Genomic DNA, 21,048 nt, shown 5'->3' with positions numbered 1-21,048 from the left:
TGTTATTGGCAAGTACTTTTGGAGAAATTTCGGCAAACTATTTTACTGAATTTATCCCAGTATATTTTTCCCATTTAACTGCTAAAATATAGATTTTCTGTGCTCCAACCTATAGCTCTTTCCAATCATGTTAAAAAGTTCGCACCTATAAGATATTCTATCTAATACAGCTGTTGTTAATGCTGGGTCTCCTAAAAGCTCTACCCATTCTTCGAATCCTTTGTTAGAAGTTATAATTAGTGATGCCTGTTCATGAAGGGATGATATTAATTGAAAGAACAAATTAGCCTCATCTCTAGTTATAGGAAGATATCCGACCTCATCAATTATAACGAGGCTTGAAGAAAGGATTCTATTTAGTTTACCTTTGCTTTTTCTTGATATCTGCTGAGTTTTCAAAACATGCATCAGATTATCCATAGTTACAAAACTTACCTTATAACCTGCCTCAACGGCTTTATAACCCAAGGCAATAGCTGTGTGAGACTTCCCAACGCCCGGTGGGCCTAAAAATATAAGATTATACATCCTATCTATCCATTCCATTTCCATGAGTCTGTTTATTTGTTTCTTTGTTATTGATTTTTGAAATAGAAAATCAAATTCCTCCATTGTCTTTTTAACTGGAAAGTCAGCATATTTAAGTCTTTTTTCTTGTGTTTTCTGATCTTTCAAAACAACCTCATTTTTAAGTATTGATAATAGAAAGTCTTGATAGGAAACATTACCTAACTCACCTTTTTCAATAATTTTATCTGCATCTACATTTAAATAGTTTAGCTTAAGATTTTTGGCATACTCTTTGATTAATTCTAATTTCTCCATGATTGCTTGTCCTCCTTCAAAGCATCAATATAGTCACTTATACTTCTTACTTCCGGTTTTAACCCTCTATACTTTGATGGTATAGATAACTTGTCAATTACAGATTTTTTATCAACTTTTGCAATATCCTGTATCGCAAGATATTCAAGGGTTTCTTTAAACATTCCAGCACTCCACAAGTTTCGTATAACACAATAATTCAATGCTTGTTCTATTAGCGAAGCTTCATATGAATGTACTATATTTAGTATTGAACCAAATTGATCTTTGCAGTATCTTGGTTTTTCACGTTTTATGCCATCTAGTAGCATTTTTGCATTTTCAGTTTTACCGAGGGCAAAAAACAATCTTTCATAAACTTGGTCAATAGAACTGTGAATATCCCTTTCGGGATGAATTATTTTTATAAGTTCACCCTGCCTTGTACTTACTTGATGACTTGCTATTAATACACCTGTATCAAAATCAACTATATTCATTTTGGAGCCTTTTATCATTAATTTAAGTTCTTTACCTGGGCTATAAGTTCCTTTGGGCACTTGATACCTGTTCTGTTTATACAAAATTACATTGTTTTTTCGTACAGCATAAGTTAAACTAGTATTAAATGAATTTTTTTCAAAGAGTTCAGGTACTGGTAGCAAGTGTTTCTTTTCGAGAGCAAACACTTCTGCCGGTATTTTTTTCGTTATTTCATGTTTTTTACCATTGCCTGTTCTATCTAGCCATTTGAATGAGTCTTCATTAAAGGAATCAACATCTATAAATACTCTGTTTATAGCAAAGTTATATTTTGAGTATTTTACCACAGATTCTATTTTCCCCTTACTTTGAGGATCAAAACCTCTACAAAGCCTAACTTTATATTTCATAGTATTAATATAATTTTGAAAACCTTCGGTATAAATAATGTCTCCAGAATTCTCGGCTACTGCAAGCACACGATCTTGGTCATACACTATTTCAATAGGCATACCACCAAGATATTCAAAAGCTCGATTATGAGCATCAATAAAAGAGGCGGTAGTAAATGGTTTGTCTGTCCAAAGTATGTATTTATACCTTGAATGTGATAAAACCATTGCAAAGCAATACACTTTTACTTTGTTTCCATTTAATCTTTTGAGCCATATTTGACCCATATCAACCTGAGCTTGGTAGCCCATGGGAAGTTCATGTACTTCCTCAAATTGTCTTATTGGCGAAGCCTTAGGCAGATTGTATTCTTTCCTTAAATTACTAATATAAAGCCTTAAAGACCTTTCTTTAAATTTTACATCACCATATCTTTCCTTTATCCAATCAAGTACTTGTGCTGCTGACATATCTCTGAAATCAGTAATCCATTCTAAAATATCATCTTTGTAGATATCAATTTTTTTATGTCTATTCTTCGATTGAATAGTGACTTTAGCATATTCACCAGGATCCATGTCCCAATACTTTTGAACTGTTTTGTAATTTATATTTAGAGCTCTTTCAACCTGTGATTTATTAAATCCAAGTGCTTTATATTGTTTTATTTCACTAAACATATTCCATCCTTTCAATTTTAAATTCCCCCTCTGTAAAATATATCTCTAATTGTATCAGAGAAGGAATTATTATTGTACTTAACTGGAAATTATTCTCCTTTTTTGTTTGCCGAAATATCACCCTTTTAGTTTACCGCTAACAGCTGGTCTTTGTATTATATTAAGAGGGATTTATAACACATTCAAAGTAAAGAGTTAACACGTTATGTTACATTCAAAATGAAGTTTTAAAGGAATAGGCAATAGACCCAATGTGAAAGTAACACAATTACATTTGTGTTACTTTCAGAATATTAATATAATCTAAATAAAGTAAACCCCACATCGTTAGATATGAGGTTATCAACTGGGTCCTTCATTTGTCTTACATATTTTGATACAATCCTAATTAATTATTTTCATTAAATTTCCCCCCTCTTATTTCATATTTTAATGTAGAATCAACTAATTCTTCTAAATAACAGCTATTTCTTAATTAGCCTCATATTCTATACTACAAAGATTCTCCACCTGTTAAGCACCACAATGCTTAACAGGTCTTCATTCGTTACAATACATTACGTATGTATTTATTTAAATCGACTTAAATAATTTATTGGTTTTTAATAATATCTTTTTTAAGCGTTTTTTATTATCGCTTATAATGGGTTCTAAATCTTTCACTATAATATTTTTTGCTTTATCCAAAGTTTCTTTTCTATTTATATATATATTAAAAGTATTTAACTCTGTATAAAATTCCTCTAGCTGCAAATATAGCTCTGCATCATAAACTGCTAATAAATCAGCATCTATTTTTCCCCATAAAGTAAATTTTACATCCAGTTCTAAAGCTTTACTATTTACATTTAATTTTTTATTAATCCTTATTATTTCATTGTAATTATCAAAAGAGTTTTTAAATTCGTTTTCTTCACTCAAAATAAATTCGCAAAATCTTGTTAAATATTTTATTTTTTCTTTAGATTTATTAAATTTACTAATTTTTTCATATAAAAATTTTATTTGAGGTGCTAATACAAATGATTTACCAATAAATTTTAATAATTTAATTTCTAAATCATTAAAGTCATTAAAAATATTTTTGTTATTAAGCTTTTCAATAGAACGTTCAATATCATTTATTTCATCAGAATTTCCACGATAGTCTTCCTTAAGATAAGATAAGTCAGCTTCGTATTCCATAATAAATTCATATGGTTTTTCCGTATATATTGTAACTTCACTTACTGGTTCCCCATATCTATCATGCTCCACATGTACTTCTTTATATATATTTAATTGACTAACACAGTAATATAGGTCTACTAAATTAGTATCTAGGCTATTATCAATATAAAATTGTTTGTTTAATTCTTCAAGAGATATATACTCATTTAAAGCATTATCAATTATGGTTTTATTATTTATCATTTCTTTCTCAAGTTTTAGAAATTGAACATATAACTTATTGTTATCCTTTTTATTTTTGTATCTTTGATATATGTTAAAACTAAAGTAACCAAAAACTAAAGTTAAAATAGCTTTCAAAATCTCAATTATACAACTTTTTATAAATGGAGTATTTAAATGCATACATATCACCTCACCGTCATGTTAAACAATACCATTAACTGAGAATTAAGTAAATTATCCAGTTCAATTTTTTTATTTTTTAAATATATTTTATTACACCAATGAGACTTACAAAGTCGTGAAAATAAATTTTCACGACTTTTGTAGTATATGAACATCTAGCTTATAGACTCAAAGTGAAAGTAACACAATTACTATTGTGTTACTTTCACACCTATGGAAACATAAAATTTTAGGTTTAAAAAATTTAATACTGATTATAAATCCAACAATAATAGCCAGTAACCCTTAATATGATCTAATATATCTATTAAAGGTTACTGGCTATGTGATAATTACACTTATGGTGCTAATCTTATTCTATCTCTTGGAAATAATGATGCTTCTCTTACATTTTCTAAGCCTAGTAATTGTGCTGTAATCCTCTCAAGTCCAATTGCAAGTCCTCCATGTGGTGGCATTCCATATTTGAAAACAGAAGTGTAATTGTGATAAACTTCTGGTGTTAAACCTTTATATTTAATATTATTAATTAACATGTTATAGTCGTGAATTCTTTGACCTCCTGTTGTAATTTCTACTCCTCTAAATAATAAGTCAAAGCTATGAGTTTCATTTTCACCTAAAGGCATTGTATACATTGGTCTTTTTTTTCTCGGATAATGTGTTAAAAAAATAAAATCACACCCAAGTTTCTCTTTTGAATATTTACAAATCAATTTTTCTGCATCAGGATCTAAATCTCCATCTAAATCTGATTTATTATATTCAGTTCTCAATATTTCTAATGCTTCACTAAATTTTATTCTTGGAATCTTTGTATTTAATTTAGGTAAATCTACATTTAATATTTTTAAATATTTTTTCCCCTCTTGAAATGTTTTGTTTATTATAAATATAATTAAATTTTCTTCCAAATCCATTATATCTTTTTCATCTTCAATAAATCCCATCTCACAGTCCATGCTAACATATTCATTAAGATGCCTGCTAGTATTATGTTCTTCTGCCCTATATACATGAGCTACCTCAAAAACTCTTTCAAATCCGGCACCTACCATCATCTGTTTATAAAATTGAGGACTTTGAGCTAGGTATGCTTTTTTTTCAAAATATTTCAATTCAAATACTTCTGTTCCTCCCTCAGCACCTTCAGCCACAATTTTAGGTGTGAAAATTTCTGTAAAACCTTCTTTAGATAAGAAATACCTAAACCCTTGTACAATCAGGTTTTGTATTTTAAATATTGAATTGATTTTTTCGTGACGTAGGCTCAAAACTCTATTATCTAACATAGTATCTAAGTTAATGTCTAAAGTAGATTTATTTATTTCTATTGGTAATTCTTCTGTTGCACTATTAATTATTTCAAATTCTTCAATTACTATTTCATAAGGATTTAACACGTTTTTATCTTCTTTTACTTCCCCAAAGATTGATATTACTGATTCTAACTTTATTGTACTCATATCTACAGCATTATTTTCTGCAATGCATTGTACAAAACCAGTTCTATCCCTCATTATAATGAATGTTATAGTTTTTAACTTTCTTACTCTATAAACCCACCCTTTGATTTGTATTTTCTTACCTATTAAATTGTCTATTTCATTTATCATAACTCTTTTCATATACAATCTCTCCTTTAAAATTGATAGTAAAAAATCCCTTGAGTAAAAAACTCAAGGGACGAAATTCGCGGTGCCACCCTAATTAACATAATTTAATAAGCTCTACAAAATAGTAGTATACAATTCAGAATGGGCCCCATTCTGAACAAAAAAATAAAAGCCTCAACTTCTTATTTATAGAAGTGAAAACTTTTTCCACGGTACCATCCTACTTTGACAAAGTTTATTAAACTACGCCATCTCAATTCCCTATAACGGAGGAATCCGATTTATCTTACTTTAATGTTCAGATAAACTTCTCAGAGATGTCTTTCAATATTACTTTTCTCATGGAGCTTCCACCATTCTCCATTCGCTTTAGATACTCAGATAACATTTACTCTTCTCTTCACAGAATCATGAATATTCATTTATTACATTATATTACTTATTGTTTGCTAAATCAATAGGAAAATTAAATAGAATTATACATAGTTAATGTCGTGAAATAATTAATTTCACGACATTTAATAAAACTCTATAACTAGCCTACACCCTCATTTTTTATTTTATGTGTGACAATATATACTCCTTTGATAACATTTTTAGTGTCTAATTGAGAATATACACCCCTTTTATGCACTATTTACAATTTTATCCATAACTTAAATTTCTTAATACCATCCTAATTATTATCTATTTTTTCCGTTAATAAATTAAACAACCTTTTTAATACCATAAACAAGGTTAGTATAAAAACTAAAATTAAATATAATAATATAAAATCTAATAGTACATGTATAATAGAGTTGAATTTTATAAACATGAATAGAGATACTACTATAACTAAAATAGCTACAATGATTGAAAATGAAACATTGTATAAAACTTCTTTTATAAAAATCTTATCTATCTTTTTATTCCTTTCACCATCAAATGCTAATAATATCGCTAATATGTTGAACAGTAATCCTATAAATATAGTAAATGCTGTAACTATAATACCAAGCCTAGTATCATCTATTTTCATATATAATGCTAATATTATAGCTATGAAAATAGGTAGGATAAAAAATATGTTTATATCATTTTTATCTACCTTTCCAGTACCAAATACCTTTAGAGTACTAAAATGTTTTCTTATTAAATCTACAATATTTATTTTAGATTTATCATTAGTTTTTAAGATAAATGTTATTACAATTAAACTTACGATAGTTAATATAATTTTATAGTCATTAATGTATAGTAATAGGTGTTTCATTAATCTCTTCCTTTCTATTCACACCTGCATTCTCCTTAAGTCTATAGTTCTTATAATCAATAATTTCTACATATTCTTCAACAATATCTTGTGCTATTTCCAAAATGCTTTCATATTTAGGATGACCATCAATTTCAAATTCGACATCATCTGATATATCTATATCTCCCGTTAAATTATTTAAATTATTTAAACTTATGGTCCTCTTCTTCTTACCAATTAATAACTCAACTTTTATATTATCATATTCTATTCCATCAATTTCTATTATATTTTTTAGTCCAATTGTATTATTTAAAAATTTACTTATAGGCTTTTTAAAAGATAAAAATTTATTTTTCTTAGGGTTAATTACATACTCAAATGTTCCGAATTCTCCATTCCTATACTCTTCTTTATATACATCAGCTATATCTTTAGGGACTGTATGTTTTACCAATCTCATTCTACATATACCTCCTGATGTCAAATATTGTTTTGCTACATTTTCCGGAAGTATTGGATGTAACGTACCTTTAATTTTATATTTATTATCTTCAAAAAATTGATTTAAATCATTTTCGAAAATTGTTTTGCAACCAAAAGTTCTAAATTTCTCAAGTGCAAATAGACCCTTATATGCATCCTTTGGTATACAAGCATAAAAGAATAATGGCATCATATCAGCCTCTTCTATTGTTTTTTTATGAGTTGTTTTACTTGTTGATATACTTTTTATCTCACTGGAATAACCATAGTTTCCTGTTTCTAACTGACCATGAAAAATATCATCGTCAATAGTTAAATTTTTTATATTAATAGCTTTTCCTAGTTCTTCATTACAAGAAATGTTTTTTCTGCTTAGACAATAATCATTAAATACATTTATAAATGGCTTTCCATTTACATTATCTAAATTTACATATTTATTATCATCTATACCCCGAAGTCTTATAACATATAATACCAATGCTATATTATTCATCTTAAGTAAGTATCCCCCTTTTTTATTCCAAACCCTTCTCTCAAACTATATATTATATAATACAAGTCATAATTAGCTTATTTGCTCAATTATACCATATATAAGTTTTGACATTTAAACTACACCAACCATACATTATAATAAAGGTTATAGTGAATGATCCTTGAATCTATTGGTATTGCATTAAAGTTAAGAGGCATACAATATAACGAAAATTATATTGTATGCCTTTTATCTAGTAATAAGAGTGCGTAATTATCAATAGTTAATTTAATACTACCGCATTTCATATAGGGCCGAAAGCACGCCCTATATTCCATTTGGTCTTATTCTAATTACTAACACTAGAGTTTATTTGGGCTTTGTCTCTGCATCTCTCTTATATATTCTTCTGCCTGTTTTTGGTATTCTAATATCTTTTTATTAGACTGCTCTTGAAGCTCCTGCATCTTCTTATTAAATAACTTTTCCTGCTGTAGTAGTGCTTTTTCCTTTTCAAATTCTTTCAGCTGGGAAATTCGAGTTACTTCCTTTTGGGCTTCGGTAACTGTAGCTTCCATTTTTGTTTCTAAAGTTCGCATAGCTAGCAATGTTTTTTCCTTTTCAAACTCTTTTAATTCTTCAAATCTAGTTGCTTGTTTTTGAGCTTCCACAGCTACAGCTTCCAGTTTTGTTTTTAAGGTATCGACTTCGATGTCTTTGGATATTATTTTATTCTCAAGATCTATTTTTCTTGCCTGACTATCTGCAAGTAAGGTTTTAACTGTTTCATTTTCATTCTTAAACCCTTTATATTCCGTAACAAGGCCTGCAAGTGTGTCATTTTTTTCTTTATATTCTAGAATTAAGGCCTTATTACTTTCTGTGATTTCACTTAATTGTTTTACCTGCTTCTTAAGCTCATCACTTATATTAAAAGATCCCTGAAGTGTAGTTTCCATATCTTCTTTATCTGTTTTTAATGTTTCATTTTCAACATTTAAACTTTCTATTTTACTCTTATAGATTTCCATATCTTTATTAAACTGCAGCACCTTTGATTCATCTATAGTTTGTATTCGTTTAGCCATGTTTACATATATAGTATTGATCTGATTACTTAATGCTTCGAGGTGATTAATGTCCTCTGCTACCTCTGGTATATCTATTTTCACCTTGTTTAATTCATAAGCACCCATAAGGATCCCCATAAATTCTTTACTGCTTTTGCCGCTTCCTTGAATGAGTTCCATGAGCTTCTCTTTGTCATCTGCTTCCATTCTTACTGAAAAGGGATTATTATTATCTGCCATTTTATGGCCTCCTTTATATTTAAATAATGTTTACAATTATTTTTGTTGAAATTCATTAATATTAGTATGTTTACTGATGTTTACAGAGTATTATTTACAGTATACCTCTATAATATAAAAAATTCAATAAAAAATTGAATTTGAAATATGCCTGGTCACCATCAGAGGAGTTCTACGGAGGAGAGGGCACACGTCTGCGCTTGCTAACTTATAGTGAAATTAACAATTAGGAGATTATAAAGGGAAAAGTATGATGATAATAGAATATAGATGTTAATTTCACTATATGAACATCTATGAATGAATATAGACAAAGATAAAGGTGTAATTTATTTATTTTTTGAATATACTATTATTAATAGAACCCACCACGCCTCTTTACAATGCGCACCAGGTGGGACATTTTATTTGTGGGTGATATAATAGAAAGTGATATTATAATTTATAACAAAACCCCTACAACTTTAGTACAGAAATTGAATTTAGGACACGTATTGCATAGCACATAAATAAGATGGCGACTTTCCTTCTGAAATGTCGTTAAAACATATTGCATTTTGAAAAAGATAGAGAAGCAGGATTAATAACCTTGCTTCTCTATCTTTTTATTAGATTTCCCCTGAATGTCTTACATTTTAGCAAATCATTAAAAAAATCAATTTAGAACCACAATCTTTTTATTTCACAAACAACAATCGCTGCAGACATAGGCATCTGTATAATGTTTTGCCAATTATTTTTCCAACTTAAATTATCTTCAAAAAATTTGGAATCAATAATTCGCCCTGCATTCAAAATACCAATACCACTCCACACAATAAGCCAACCCATTTCTTTAAACATATCCTTACTGATAAAAAAGTAGTAAATACCGACACCTATCAACGCAATGCTAACAATCCACTGAATCACATCATTGATTTTCTTTAATGAAGCTTTACGAATCATATTACTCATCCTTTCTTATTCGTTAAGTCCAACCGTTTAGTATATAGGAAAATTATAACATAATTCTCTATTTTTTAATCATCCCAAATTGCTACTCAAATAAACTTCCTTTTTCTGATCCTCAGTTATTCCTATATATTTTAAAGTTTGTAATTTGGATGAATGATTGAATATCTCCATTAACAGCTCTATGGTGGTGCCGCTCGTATAAGCATGGTAACCAAAGGTTTTGCGCATCGAATGGGTCCCGATTTCTCCGGATATTATCTTTCCATTATGGTCCCTTTCAACGAGGCCTATCATTTCAGCAGCATTATTTAATATATACCAGGCATGTTGACGAGATATTGGTTTGTTTTCTGATTTCTTACTACAAAACACATACATATGTGGTAGCACTTCTTCCAAAGTAGCCGCATAACCTTCAATTAGTTTAATTACTATGGAGCCTATGTAAAACTTTTTGGTTTTTGAGGTTTTCTTTTCTGTGATTATTACATATTCTTTGGCACTCATGTTCTTGAAATTCATGGCATCATCAAATGTTAATTTTAAAATATCACTTATTCTAAGTCCAACATTTATTCCAAGAATAAATAACAGCTCATTTCGAAGGCTTTGATCTCTTAAATACGATCTCATAATTCTTATGGTCCTTATTTCTCTTATGGGTTCTACAGTTTTAATTTTACATCATCCTTCCGTTAAAGATTTAACAATTAAGTAAACTATCACTAAATTTGTTAAATATAGTCGTATATGTCATGTTTTCAAGGTGATTTTATAGAACATCATGTCGCAATATAAAATTACCATTTTTTATATTACACAATAATTGAATAATAGTCAATATGTCAGATTAGACGGAAATGGTAAATTACATTTTATTACAACACTAGATTTGAAGCCATTCGTTATCTGACACAAAGGGCTTGTGTCAGATTAGAAACACATTGACTATGGAAAACCATAATGACAATTAATGTAAAGACATTAATTGTCATTATTATTTAAAACTTATTATTTATGTAATGTTATTTTTAAAACATTAATTTTAAAATAATTAAAAAAATTTAAAAAAATTATTTAACATTTATAGAAAATTATGTATAATAGATATAAGAAATGAAAAGGGTGGTGTTTATACTGGAAATTTTAGTTGAAAAAGCAAAAAATGGGGATAGAAAATCTTTGATGGACATTATTGAACGGTATAAGTTTTTGATAATTAAGTTAGCTGCAAGTTACCACATACCCTCTTATGAATTTGAAGACCTAGTGCAACAGGGATATCTTTCAGTTATAAAGGCAGTTAATCTTTATAAACTAGGTAGTAATACTTTTGATGGTTACTGTATAAATAGCATCAGAACTAATTTTAAAGCTCTTTTAAAAGGAAAGATAAAACATTATAGAGAAGTGCCAAATGCAGAGCCTATAGAGGCCAATGCCACTGCAACATATGAATTTACCTTAGAGGATGAAGTGATAGCGTACGAGGAAGTTAAAAGGCTATATGATGCCTTAGAAAAGTTAGATCCATATGAGAGAGACATTGTGGAGAGATTCTATATTTTTGATGATAGTCTTCGTGAAATAGCTTGCGATGGTCCGCATAGTTATTATCATTATGTAAGGGTTAAAAATAAAGCGTTAAAGAAGCTTAGAAAATATATTTAAGAAAACAATTAGAAAAATCATATATATTAGCTATAGCGGTGAGGGAGGAATGCATTATGTATGATGTATTTATTAAACTGGTTAATACAGTTGGCTTCCCTATAAGTGTGAGCGTATATCTTTTGGTTAGGTTTGAGAAGAAAATTGAGGATCTCAATAAATCTATCGCAGATTTAACTATAGTTATATCCACCGTTATAGGAAAATACGAAAAATAAGGGTGCCAGATTGGTATTCTTATTTTTTTATATGTTCTAGAGAACAACAACAAATATAACTTATTTATGGGTATGCTCCTTGTTGTTGTTTTAATAGTTTTATATGTACCTCAAAGCATTGGTATGACTGGCCTTGAAATTCTAAAGGCAAACTATTATGGTCAAAGGCAACTTATTTATGGTTAAAGGCAACCTATTTATGGTCAAAGCTAAAATTGGTAATGTAGTTGGATGGCTTATAGATGCAATAAAAAAAGACTATAAGCCTGCTAAAGGCAAAGTTAAATCATCTCCTGCGGAGCTGAAATATTAATGACTTCACAAGGAGATTTGTACTCCTACTGAAGTTTTCTATTTGTTAAGGTACGTAACTCCCACGTGTAGTAGTGGGAGACTTTCCTTATGAACTGTCATTAAAGCTGATAAATTCAATGACTACGAGCAACGCTCCTACGATTTTGATGAATTGGAGAAGCAGTTGCTCGGATGGAAACAAATAGATGTGATATAAATTGTTTAGAGTAATCAAAGGTGTAGCTATATTAGCTATACCTTCTTTGTCTTTGTCTTTGTTTTTATTTTTAAATTAACCGCCAAAAAAATTTGAAGGACATATATATTCAGTGAAAAACAAAATGAAGGGGGGCAATCAATATGGCAGTTGTATCTACAAAGGTAGCAAGCGCACTAAAACTCACTATGAAAGTAGGGGTCGATATCGATGGCAACGACAAATTCGCAACAAAAACATTAGGTAATTTAAAAGTTACTGCAAATGATGAAGACATTTTTGCAATAGGAAAAGCTATATCTAACATTAAAACTTATCCATTATTTACACTAGACAGACAAGATCAATCCAGTTTAGTTATGGAATAGTTTTTCAGCTTAAAATTCAGGGCTAAATTAAGTAATAATTAAAAGGAGGAAAAGACATATGCATAAATTAGTTATGAGATTTTTAACATCTATAGAAGGTAAGTATTTTACTTTAAGCGTAGATGACATTAAAACTGATGAAGAGGGAGTTCCAACTATAAAAGACGCTGAAGTAAATGCTCTTATGGATTTAGTTATTGCAAAGAACATTTTTGCATCAGCGAATGGTAGCTTAACTGGCAAGAAAGATGCTAAAGTAATTACTACTGACACTAATGAAATTGAAGTAGCATAGTTATCACCTGCGGTGCTATAGATCATCACCTGCGGTGCTGGTCATCACCTTTGGTACTGGCATCATCTGCGATGCTGAGCACCACGAAATATTCCACTAAGGATTAACTTGGTGGAATTTTTTTTAGTTAAAAATAGATAGAAATAGGATTACAAAAAATTAAAAAATAAGAGGGGGAATTGTTATTATGAGTAATAAAATATATACACATTGCGTTGATTTTGGTCACGGAGGAACAGATTCTGGAGCAGTAGGGGATCATTCCCATGAAGCGGACCTTGTTATGGCTATTGGTAAAAAAGTTGGTAGGATACTTGTAGAAAGAGGACAAAAGGTGATATATACAAGAACTACAGATGTCTATTTAACATTAGCACAAAGAGCTAATACCGCGAACAATAATGGTTGTGATACATTTACATCAATTCACGCAAATAGCTTTTCAGATAAATCAGCTCATGGAATAGAAACATTTTCATACCCGAAAAGTTCGAGTGGTGCAGGATTATCTAAACTAGTACAATCGGAATTAATAAAGGCTACAGGATTAACAAATAGAGGGTGCACAACTGCTAATTTTGGTGTGCTTAGAATGACTAGCATGGTTGCTATATTAGTAGAAACTGCATTTATTAGTAATCCAACTGAAGAAAATTTACTATTATCAAATGCTTATCAAGAAAAAGTGGCTTTAGCAATAGTAAAAGGTATATTTGCATACCTCGGATTAAATTTCAGTGGAGAAACTATAGTTTCAAATAATCCAATTATATCTTCTGGAAAGCATGGGATAGTTACTGCATACGTACTTAATGTTAGGTTGAGGGCAAATGTAAATTCCAGTATATTGGGGACACTAAACAAAAATGAAAAAGTTAAAATTGATAATAAGGTAGGTAATTGGTATTCTATATTTTATGGTAATCATGGCGGATTTGTTAGTGCGGGGTATATTAAACTAGTTTAATTACTTCGGGTAGTTAAGAGTTATATCTTAGCTACTTTTTTATTCATCTTCTTATGTGAAAAACTTGATTAAGTCCGCAGAACTTAAATTTGTATATAATTCATCGTGGATAGTATCCTCAAAGGCATCTCAATGGGGATACAATAAAATGATAGCATTAAAAACTATTACTATATTATAATATTTAATATTAGTATAAATAATTAACATTAAATTATAACAACATATCCATTTTATATATTTACTAGTCTTTTTTTCTAATTACTAAGTTAACACTATCATTTTCAACATCAAAAAATCAAGAAATCTGCATCATCATAAATACACTCTTTTTCATATGTAAAACTCTTATCTTCCAACATTTCAAACCAACCAGTATCTATATTTAATTCAAAAACCGGGCACTGATTATGTTTAACATCACCAATATAAATTGCTCTTATTTTTCTCATAATTCTTCCCCCATATTAACATCCCGCCCTAATGTAAATTATTTAAATTACCATGGTAAGGCTAATGTTCATTTTTTCTTTCTTACTACTTTTCTTATTCCTAAAATTATCAAGTCTAGTAAATTAAATATCACTGCAGATGCAAATGCTTCTTTTATGCTCATTTCAAAAAAAATATTGCTCATTGAAATTGCAACAAACAGGGGGAACAAGTCCTACCATTATTAAAAACCTTAACATTGTTATTGGTCATTTTGGCGCTAGTATTGCTTCTTTTATTAAATGCATTATATTAACAATGTGTGATATATCCATGTCTCTAAGTGCTTAGTTAAATTTAACTAAATGCTTAACAATCCATATAAACTCAATATTTATATATATTTGTATTAACCATATTTCATAATAATTAATAAATCATTACTATACTTGTATAGCAAATATACTGAATTTTGATAGTACAACCTATTTTTCTTTCCTCGGAAATAAAGAAGTTTAGTAGTTATCTTAAGTGTGAAGGTTTCCTTACGTCAGCTAACGGTTTTCTCATAAAATAGCTGCTCGTAAATTTTGGCCAATGATTTAATTTTAAATTTACTATTTTAACGATATTTCAGAAGGAAAGTCTCCCACGTACTATAAGTAGGAGTTACTTGCCCTAACAAAGAGAAAACTTCAGTGGGAGTCTAAATCTCTGTCAAGAAGTCGTCAATTTATCTTCTACGAAGCTGTTTCAGCTCCGCAGGAGATGATTTAATGAAAACTCGAGCTTTATTATGGGAGATATTCTAAGGTTTTTACCACAAGTGGTATTTGATGGGGTAGGCATAATATAAAAATACGCTAAAAAAGCAACGGGTTCCGTTTTGAGGTGCAAACAGAGCTAAATTTTTTTAATTTATTTAAAAATCACAGGCATTTAAACATAAGTAATCACACTGTTATTTTTCATGTGCCAAATATGAATTGACCCATCACTAAAGTCAAGAATTATATTCCTATTTTATAGAAAGTTATTTTAAATTGGGTATAAAAAAACAACATCATGCGATTTGGTAAGTGTGATAAGGTTAAAACCCTATACCTTCCGTTGCTATGTATGCTGTTCCGACAATATCATGCGATTTGGTAAGTGCAGTAAGGTTAATATTGCTGACTTCCACTGCTATGTATATTGTTTAAATTAATAATAACAAACTTCACAAAAAATGTAAACAAATTTTTGTGAAATTCTGGTACATATAAAATAGATAGAACAGGTTCAATTACTACCTATCCCACTATATTTATAATATATTAGATAAAACAATACATTCAAACAATAAGGAAAAAGGCTTTGGTTAAATCTACTATAAGGCTTTATATATCAACGCTTTATGCTATTTTTACGAATGTATGATTTTAGTCAAAATCGTACATTCGTTTGTGACGTAATTCATGAAAATTATGAACTGTTTTCGCTATTGTTTAGATATACCTTTACACATAGTTTTCTTATGGCATTTAGGACAATACAAATTTTTATAATTTACACCAGCGTTTACCCCGAATATATTTTGCTTTAAAGTAATTTCAAAGGTTTCTCCACATTTATCACATACCCATTTATAACTATTGGTACTCCAAATAATTAATATTATAATGCCTATAAATAAGCAAATTATGCTTATGATACATAATATAAGATTGTATACTGCACCTATAAAAATTAATATTAATGATATTACACTTAATACAATACTAAAAATTAAAGTTGCTTTATTTTTCATGGTAGACCTCCTCTGTTTAATTCATAATATTTTACTGTTGCGACACAAAACATTTATTTAATTATACTATTATTACCGTTACTTAACGAGTAAAGTATTTACATTTATAGGGTTTTAATTTTCTTAACGTACGAAATGTCATTTTTGCGTTGATAAAAAAGAATTATAAAAGTCATTGAGAAATTTAAAGTGAGCTTTTTAATCCCAACCTCACTTTAAATTTTATTGAATGAAATTTAATATAAACTATTTTTTAATATAATGAATATTTTTATGAAAAGTGGACAAACTTCTTAAGGTGTTCACCCAATTAAATATATTTCTCCCCATAAGGGTCTATTGATACTAGGCTCTTTATTTTTTTGTTTTTAAATATGGGATCTCGCCAACATTTCTCTAAACTATTGTAATTAGAAATAATAATTCTTTTCGAGAAAATACTTCATTTTTCATATTTAACACCATCACCTTTCACTTAAGAAACTATTAAACCCTACTGATACCAATAATTTGCGTGGCGCGTAAAACTAGGTTGTTAATTAAATCATCTCCTGCGGAGCTGAAACAGCTTCGTAGAAGATAAATTAACGACTTCAGAAGGAAATTTATACTCCCACTGAAGTTTTCTATTTGTTATAGTGTGTAACTCCCACTTATAGGAGTGGGAGACTTTCCTTCTGAAATGTCGTTAAACTTATGGAATAATTACATTCCCAATTATTATTTTTGCATATATTGTACAGAGTAGTGTACAATATATGTATGGAGGTGATTTTATGATCGCTATAGGTTACTCGAATGTAAGACAGAATTTTAAAAATTATTGCGACAAAGCTACAAAAGATTTTGAAACCATTATTATTACTCGCGAGCGTGGTGACAACGTGGTTATGTTATCTGAATCAGCATATAATAACCTTATGGAAAATTTGTACGTTAGAAGTGATCCCACCTATTATAATGAATTGTTGAAATCTATTGACCAATTAAAAATGGGAAAGGGAATTAAAAGGGAACTGCTTGATGAATAAGATTTTTTCAGAGGTATCATGGGAGCATTATGTATATTGGCAGTCAGAGGATAAAAAAATATTAAGAAAAATTAATGAACTTATAAAAGACATTGAAAGAAACGGAAATGAATGTCTAGGAAAGCCGGAAGCATTAAAGCATGAGTTGGTCGGTTATTGGAGTCGAAGAATAACAGATGTTCATAGACTTATATATAGTATTGATGATGAAAATATCTATGTTGCAAGCTGCAAAGGACATTATCACTAACTTTAAAAGATAAAAAAGAGGGTTAACACCTTCTTTTTTTAGTGTGCCTGGCATGGGCGTTTACTCGTCGGTGAAAGTCCGATACGGGGGCTGATAGTGTCAACCGTTAGCTTATACCCCACCATTAATCGTTGCCCTACGCTATTTTTTGAATAAATACTTATATTCTATCAAAATATAAACTACATATTTGTTCAAATTCATCTGATTTATCAACTAATTTCATTAACTTAGATAATAATGATTCTTTATCTGGGAAAAGAGCATTGTAATTATTTATGAATTTAACTTTGCTTAAATTTTCATTATGAAGCTTAATTGAATTTTCTAATAAAAATGTCTTAAAATTTTCAAAACCTTCGTATGAAAATCGAGATATACAAAATAATTCTAAATTATCATCTTGTTCTATTCCAAGCTTTTCTAGTGCTCTGCAAACTCCTATAAATAGCATTTTTTGTTTATTCTCTAATTCAGATAACCGTTTGCTAATATCAGTATTATTCATTTTATAGAAACCCCCAACTTATAAGATTAGATACCAACCAACATCATTGGCAACAGTGCCGCCGCCTAAAGCTCACTAATATTGTTGATAAATAGTATTTTCAACAACATTAGACCATGTTGACAGGTTATTTAAATTAGTTTAACATAATATGAATATGTTCCCGTGCACGGTCACATGTACGTGCACGTTACCGTATTCGTATAGTTATAACTCTTTTTAATGCTTACTTAGAATATTCCTCTTGTAAAGACCATCTAAACTATTGGCTATTTTGGCTTATAAACCCCAGCTCCGCAGGAGATGATTTGACCTATGTGATTACACTCCCTGTGGAAGTCTCTGAGTTCAACGCTTTTCTCACATCATCCACCATATCCTTCACACTCATACCCTCTGCAGTTTTTTCTTCCCATCCCATATTATCTTCTTTATTTGATTTATCATCATTTTTACCTAATAAAGTATCTTCCAACTTATCAAAGTCATACTTTCTTTGCTCGTAGTCATTGAAACTACCAACAGCATTGGTCTTGCCTTTAGGTGCTTTATAATTGCCAGTGATTGCGTCACGCACCCAACCAACTATATTCGCGACATCTGTTTTTCTTGGTAGATCATACTTTTCTTTAATAATTTCTAAGTTACCTTTGGCAGTGGTTAATATAGATTTTGCATCGTCTGCTGTTATATCTTCTTTGAAGATGTTTTGTACCACCGTTATATCCTCAATTGAGTACTTGTTTTCCTCACTGGTAGATTTAGTCACCATAGTAGCACAAACCTCGTCTGTTGCTATGTCATTATCTTTATTGATCTTTATATAAAATTTAATACTTGTAACTTTTCTACCTGTCTTGATTTCTTCATAATCAAATGATATATCGGTTTTTAGATTTATTTCATTTTGAGCAACATTTATTACCTTTTGTTTTAAATTTGAATACTTTGGATACTGTTCTTTTTCGATATCTAATCCAATTCTTAAATCCGCAATACTTATTAATCTACTGCCTATGCCCTCATACTGTTTTAATAACTCATAAAGTCTAAACGAATAAGTACTTTTAAATTGCATAATATTTTTTAATTGGTATTTTGTATACCAATTCAGTTTCAAGTAAAAATACTTCATATCTTCATCGATTTTCAATATTAATATCCCATTTCGTAATTTTGCTGTTTTTATTAAATGGAATTTATCAAACTCTTCGGTATCGTCATTTTTCATTTTTATAAACCTTGCCATTAATTTATCTGTGACACGATCTAATTCCCTGTAAATATTTCTTTTATGAATGTTTAAGGTCTTACTTAAATCGGTCGCTAAAAATTGATATTCTTTTAAATCAACATCATCTTTTGTTATCATACTTGCGAGCAATCTAATTAATTTTTGTTCCAATACTGTAAATGAATAAGACGCTTCAATCAATTTATTGCTCTGATATATCCAATTATTATTTGCTTTTGTTAAATCTGTTATCATTTCCCAATCCCCTCCCCACAGGAACTATAACATTTCAATAATTGAGTTGTCAACAACTTTTCATAAAACGAGTTGCACATTCGTAAATAGGTTGCCTTTCAAAATGATTTTGTTCGTAAATAAGTTGCCTTTGTTCGTAAATAGGTTGCCTTTCAAAATGACTTATTCGTAAATAAGTTGCCTTTATTCGTAAATAGGTTGCCTTTCGCATACTCAAACATAGTAGTATCAACGACTTGAAGGGTGCCTAAAAGTATTAAAACCTTGTTGTTTATTTAAAACTATCTAAAACAACAACTGTTGTTTAGAATTAGTAGTTAACAATATAACTACATTTTTTATATAATTAAGTTTAAGCTGTTCGTAAATAGGTTGCCGTTAACATAGGATTTACTATGATTAAATCATCATCTGCGGAGCTGAAACATGTCCTTAAATGTTTATTATGGTTAAGTAGTTGATATTATTAATACTCATTTAGGTTATAGCGGAAAGACTCGTTTATTTGCCGTGTAAGCTCATTTAGTTGTTTCGTGTTAGTTTGTACCTTTGTGTGAATTTAAAATGTTACAATCACCATAAAGCATATAAAAACACTATCGCAATAGTTTGAACATAAAAAAATAGAGCTAGTAATTAAACTGATCCATCGATGAGCATCTCAAATGGTGGGTAAGGAAAAGATTTATTTTAATAAGAGGCTATTTGAAATTGTAAAAGGATTAAATATATACGGAAGTCATCAATTCAGCTCCTCTGGAGATGATTTAACTAAGCGCGTATTTGTAATTTTAACGGTAATGTATACGTTCTTGGTTACGTTACCGTGAACGTACCCGTACACGTGTCATAGTATGCATCTATATCTGTAGAAGTATCAGTGTTTTCAATGATATGGCAAAGTATTAAATGAATAAGGTGAATTATATTAAGAAGAATATTCCAAAAGTTTTAAAACTTATTATAACTCAAATAATAAGTATTATTTTTGCTATTGCTGGAGGCGTATATTTACAATGTGGTTTGATGTTTAGGAATCCTATAATACTAGTGTTAGGGATTAGTTTATTAACATTATTTTATATAATTATAATGACATTTTTTTAAAAGGCAAATTGCATCAAGTCTATTTATATTTGAAACATTTCATATATTCTTTTTATAACCCCAGTGAAACATATTCTGATAGTGTCATTAGGGTGTACCTCATTGTGACAGTTTCCATGTACAGTCTCGTATTAGTAGATTCTATATGTTTATAAAAATAGTATATAATGGTATAATATTTAAAACAATAAGACACAATTGTAAATTAAAGGGGCATAAAAATGGAAAACATAAAGAAGAGTTTGAAACAAATTCCAAATAATTTATTATTCCAAGCTATACTGGTATTTATATTTTGTATTCCACTTATATCCACTTTAGGACAATTTATAAGTTCAAAGTTTATTTGTGAAAATAGTACTGTATTAATCATATTTTGGCAGGAGTTAA

At 29.4% G+C, this 21,048-nt stretch carries 21 protein-coding genes, 1 pseudogene and 1 other annotated feature; of the genes and pseudogenes, 9 read left to right on the top strand and 13 right to left on the bottom strand.

Going from position 1 to position 21,048, the window contains the following annotated elements; genetic code table 11:
• Positions 1 to 81: 81 nt before the first annotated feature.
• The 9 genes from istB to KTC94_RS17465 all read right to left on the bottom strand — a co-directional run bounded on the left by istB (position 82) and on the right by KTC94_RS17465 (position 10,655).
• Entirely contained in the window at positions 82 to 825 is a 744-nt protein-coding gene (gene istB / locus KTC94_RS17505; protein ID WP_220320588.1) for an IS21-like element helper ATPase IstB, read from the bottom strand.
• Positions 813 to 2,375, bottom strand: coding sequence for an IS21 family transposase (istA, locus tag KTC94_RS17500; protein ID WP_304518694.1), 1,563 nt, complete (start codon positions 2,373 to 2,375; stop codon positions 813 to 815). Before istA ends, istB begins: the two co-directional genes overlap by 13 nt.
• Positions 2,376 to 2,933: 558 nt before the next feature.
• Complete coding sequence (locus KTC94_RS17495; RefSeq protein WP_220287278.1) at positions 2,934 to 3,935, bottom strand: hypothetical protein; 1,002 nt, start codon at positions 3,933 to 3,935, stop codon at positions 2,934 to 2,936.
• 341 nt (positions 3,936 to 4,276) lie between these two features.
• Positions 4,277 to 5,566 (bottom strand): aspartate--tRNA(Asn) ligase, encoded by a 1,290-nt coding sequence (gene aspS, locus KTC94_RS17490; RefSeq protein ID WP_220287280.1) that lies wholly within the window; start codon positions 5,564 to 5,566, stop codon positions 4,277 to 4,279.
• A 175-nt stretch (positions 5,567 to 5,741) separates the two neighbouring features.
• Positions 5,742 to 5,967 (bottom strand) — a binding site (T-box leader).
• A 263-nt stretch (positions 5,968 to 6,230) separates the two neighbouring features.
• Positions 6,231 to 6,809 (bottom strand): hypothetical protein, encoded by a 579-nt coding sequence (locus KTC94_RS17485; RefSeq protein ID WP_220287282.1) that lies wholly within the window; start codon positions 6,807 to 6,809, stop codon positions 6,231 to 6,233.
• On the bottom strand, positions 6,784 to 7,773 hold the full coding sequence (locus KTC94_RS17480; protein ID WP_220287285.1) for a hypothetical protein: 990 nt from the start codon (positions 7,771 to 7,773) through the stop codon (positions 6,784 to 6,786). The genes KTC94_RS17485 and KTC94_RS17480 overlap by 26 nt, the downstream gene beginning before the upstream one ends.
• Before the next feature lie 344 nt (positions 7,774 to 8,117).
• Positions 8,118 to 9,065, bottom strand: a complete 948-nt coding sequence (locus KTC94_RS17475; RefSeq protein ID WP_220287288.1) for a hypothetical protein — start codon at positions 9,063 to 9,065, stop codon at positions 8,118 to 8,120.
• Between the two features lie 660 nt (positions 9,066 to 9,725).
• Positions 9,726 to 10,013, bottom strand: coding sequence for a hypothetical protein (locus KTC94_RS17470; protein WP_220287290.1), 288 nt, complete (start codon positions 10,011 to 10,013; stop codon positions 9,726 to 9,728).
• Between the two features lie 78 nt (positions 10,014 to 10,091).
• Entirely contained in the window at positions 10,092 to 10,655 is a 564-nt protein-coding gene (locus tag KTC94_RS17465) for a tyrosine-type recombinase/integrase (RefSeq protein ID WP_258280792.1), read from the bottom strand.
• A gap of 483 nt (positions 10,656 to 11,138) precedes the next feature.
• On the opposite strand from KTC94_RS17465, the gene KTC94_RS17460 reads away from it, so the two are divergent.
• The 7 genes and pseudogenes from KTC94_RS17460 (at position 11,139) to KTC94_RS17435 (ending at position 14,052) form a co-directional block, all read left to right on the top strand.
• On the top strand, positions 11,139 to 11,693 hold the full coding sequence (locus KTC94_RS17460; RefSeq protein ID WP_258876023.1) for a sigma-70 family RNA polymerase sigma factor: 555 nt from the start codon (positions 11,139 to 11,141) through the stop codon (positions 11,691 to 11,693).
• 56 nt (positions 11,694 to 11,749) lie between these two features.
• Positions 11,750 to 11,911, top strand: a complete 162-nt coding sequence (locus KTC94_RS17455; protein ID WP_220287292.1) for a YvrJ family protein — start codon at positions 11,750 to 11,752, stop codon at positions 11,909 to 11,911.
• 157 nt (positions 11,912 to 12,068) lie between these two features.
• Positions 12,069 to 12,224 carry a hypothetical protein gene (locus KTC94_RS17450; protein WP_220320396.1) on the top strand — a complete coding sequence of 52 codons (156 nt, stop codon included), beginning with the start codon at positions 12,069 to 12,071 and terminating at the stop codon, positions 12,222 to 12,224.
• A gap of 93 nt (positions 12,225 to 12,317) precedes the next feature.
• Positions 12,318 to 12,422, top strand: a pseudogene (locus KTC94_RS17800) (DNA replication protein DnaD); the annotation flags it as partial.
• A gap of 143 nt (positions 12,423 to 12,565) precedes the next feature.
• A complete protein-coding gene (locus KTC94_RS17445) occupies positions 12,566 to 12,790 on the top strand; it encodes a DUF1659 domain-containing protein (RefSeq protein WP_220287294.1) in 225 nt (74 codons plus the stop codon).
• Between the two features lie 58 nt (positions 12,791 to 12,848).
• Positions 12,849 to 13,085 carry a DUF2922 domain-containing protein gene (locus KTC94_RS17440; RefSeq protein WP_220320397.1) on the top strand — a complete coding sequence of 79 codons (237 nt, stop codon included), beginning with the start codon at positions 12,849 to 12,851 and terminating at the stop codon, positions 13,083 to 13,085.
• A 187-nt stretch (positions 13,086 to 13,272) separates the two neighbouring features.
• Positions 13,273 to 14,052, top strand: a complete 780-nt coding sequence (locus KTC94_RS17435; RefSeq protein WP_220287300.1) for an N-acetylmuramoyl-L-alanine amidase — start codon at positions 13,273 to 13,275, stop codon at positions 14,050 to 14,052.
• A gap of 290 nt (positions 14,053 to 14,342) precedes the next feature.
• Here KTC94_RS17435 and KTC94_RS17430 read toward each other — a convergent pair whose 3' ends face one another.
• Both KTC94_RS17430 and KTC94_RS17425 read right to left on the bottom strand, forming a co-directional pair.
• Positions 14,343 to 14,504, bottom strand: coding sequence for a hypothetical protein (locus KTC94_RS17430; RefSeq protein ID WP_220287303.1), 162 nt, complete (start codon positions 14,502 to 14,504; stop codon positions 14,343 to 14,345).
• Positions 14,505 to 15,964: 1,460 nt separating this feature from the next.
• Positions 15,965 to 16,273 (bottom strand): hypothetical protein, encoded by a 309-nt coding sequence (locus KTC94_RS17425; protein ID WP_220287305.1) that lies wholly within the window; start codon positions 16,271 to 16,273, stop codon positions 15,965 to 15,967.
• A 776-nt stretch (positions 16,274 to 17,049) separates the two neighbouring features.
• Between KTC94_RS17425 and KTC94_RS17420 the strand changes: the two genes are divergently transcribed.
• Positions 17,050 to 17,304, top strand: coding sequence for a type II toxin-antitoxin system Phd/YefM family antitoxin (locus tag KTC94_RS17420; protein WP_220287307.1), 255 nt, complete (start codon positions 17,050 to 17,052; stop codon positions 17,302 to 17,304).
• Positions 17,297 to 17,554 (top strand): Txe/YoeB family addiction module toxin, encoded by a 258-nt coding sequence (locus tag KTC94_RS17415; protein WP_220287308.1) that lies wholly within the window; start codon positions 17,297 to 17,299, stop codon positions 17,552 to 17,554. Before KTC94_RS17420 ends, KTC94_RS17415 begins: the two co-directional genes overlap by 8 nt.
• A 160-nt stretch (positions 17,555 to 17,714) precedes the next feature.
• On the opposite strand, the gene KTC94_RS17410 is transcribed toward KTC94_RS17415, so the two are convergent.
• Both KTC94_RS17410 and KTC94_RS17405 read right to left on the bottom strand, forming a co-directional pair.
• Positions 17,715 to 18,062 carry a hypothetical protein gene (locus tag KTC94_RS17410; protein ID WP_220287309.1) on the bottom strand — a complete coding sequence of 116 codons (348 nt, stop codon included), beginning with the start codon at positions 18,060 to 18,062 and terminating at the stop codon, positions 17,715 to 17,717.
• A 313-nt stretch (positions 18,063 to 18,375) separates the two neighbouring features.
• Positions 18,376 to 19,551 carry a replication initiation protein gene (locus tag KTC94_RS17405; RefSeq protein WP_220287310.1) on the bottom strand — a complete coding sequence of 392 codons (1,176 nt, stop codon included), beginning with the start codon at positions 19,549 to 19,551 and terminating at the stop codon, positions 18,376 to 18,378.
• Positions 19,552 to 21,048 lie beyond the last annotated feature (1,497 nt).

The sequence above is a fragment of the Clostridium sp. CM028 genome, assembly GCF_030585565.1.
GTDB lineage: Bacteria > Bacillota > Clostridia > Clostridiales > Clostridiaceae > Clostridium_AD > Clostridium_AD estertheticum_B.
This window is presented reverse-complemented; position numbering and strand designations above follow the sequence as displayed.

Bases quoted from the DNA above. Each gene is read 5' to 3' on its own strand.
- istB (WP_220320588.1), bottom strand. From the start codon at position 825: ATGGAGAAATTAGAATTAATCAAAGAGTATGCCAAAAATCTTAAGCTA.
- KTC94_RS17495 (WP_220287278.1), bottom strand. From the start codon at position 3,935: ATGCATTTAAATACTCCATTTATAAAAAGTTGTATAATTGAGATTTTG.
- aspS (WP_220287280.1), bottom strand. From the start codon at position 5,566: ATGAAAAGAGTTATGATAAATGAAATAGACAATTTAATAGGTAAGAAA.
- KTC94_RS17485 (WP_220287282.1), bottom strand. From the start codon at position 6,809: ATGAAACACCTATTACTATACATTAATGACTATAAAATTATATTAACT.
- KTC94_RS17480 (WP_220287285.1), bottom strand. From the start codon at position 7,773: ATGAATAATATAGCATTGGTATTATATGTTATAAGACTTCGGGGTATA.
- KTC94_RS17475 (WP_220287288.1), bottom strand. From the start codon at position 9,065: ATGGCAGATAATAATAATCCCTTTTCAGTAAGAATGGAAGCAGATGAC.
- KTC94_RS17470 (WP_220287290.1), bottom strand. From the start codon at position 10,013: ATGATTCGTAAAGCTTCATTAAAGAAAATCAATGATGTGATTCAGTGG.
- KTC94_RS17465 (WP_258280792.1), bottom strand. From the start codon at position 10,655: ATGAGATCGTATTTAAGAGATCAAAGCCTTCGAAATGAGCTGTTATTT.
- KTC94_RS17460 (WP_258876023.1), top strand. From the start codon at position 11,139: ATGAAAAGGGTGGTGTTTATACTGGAAATTTTAGTTGAAAAAGCAAAA.
- KTC94_RS17455 (WP_220287292.1), top strand. From the start codon at position 11,750: ATGTATGATGTATTTATTAAACTGGTTAATACAGTTGGCTTCCCTATA.
- KTC94_RS17450 (WP_220320396.1), top strand. From the start codon at position 12,069: ATGGTCAAAGGCAACTTATTTATGGTTAAAGGCAACCTATTTATGGTC.
- KTC94_RS17445 (WP_220287294.1), top strand. From the start codon at position 12,566: ATGGCAGTTGTATCTACAAAGGTAGCAAGCGCACTAAAACTCACTATG.
- KTC94_RS17440 (WP_220320397.1), top strand. From the start codon at position 12,849: ATGCATAAATTAGTTATGAGATTTTTAACATCTATAGAAGGTAAGTAT.
- KTC94_RS17435 (WP_220287300.1), top strand. From the start codon at position 13,273: ATGAGTAATAAAATATATACACATTGCGTTGATTTTGGTCACGGAGGA.
- KTC94_RS17430 (WP_220287303.1), bottom strand. From the start codon at position 14,504: ATGAGAAAAATAAGAGCAATTTATATTGGTGATGTTAAACATAATCAG.
- KTC94_RS17425 (WP_220287305.1), bottom strand. From the start codon at position 16,273: ATGAAAAATAAAGCAACTTTAATTTTTAGTATTGTATTAAGTGTAATA.
- KTC94_RS17420 (WP_220287307.1), top strand. From the start codon at position 17,050: ATGATCGCTATAGGTTACTCGAATGTAAGACAGAATTTTAAAAATTAT.
- KTC94_RS17415 (WP_220287308.1), top strand. From the start codon at position 17,297: ATGAATAAGATTTTTTCAGAGGTATCATGGGAGCATTATGTATATTGG.
- KTC94_RS17410 (WP_220287309.1), bottom strand. From the start codon at position 18,062: ATGAATAATACTGATATTAGCAAACGGTTATCTGAATTAGAGAATAAA.
- KTC94_RS17405 (WP_220287310.1), bottom strand. From the start codon at position 19,551: ATGATAACAGATTTAACAAAAGCAAATAATAATTGGATATATCAGAGC.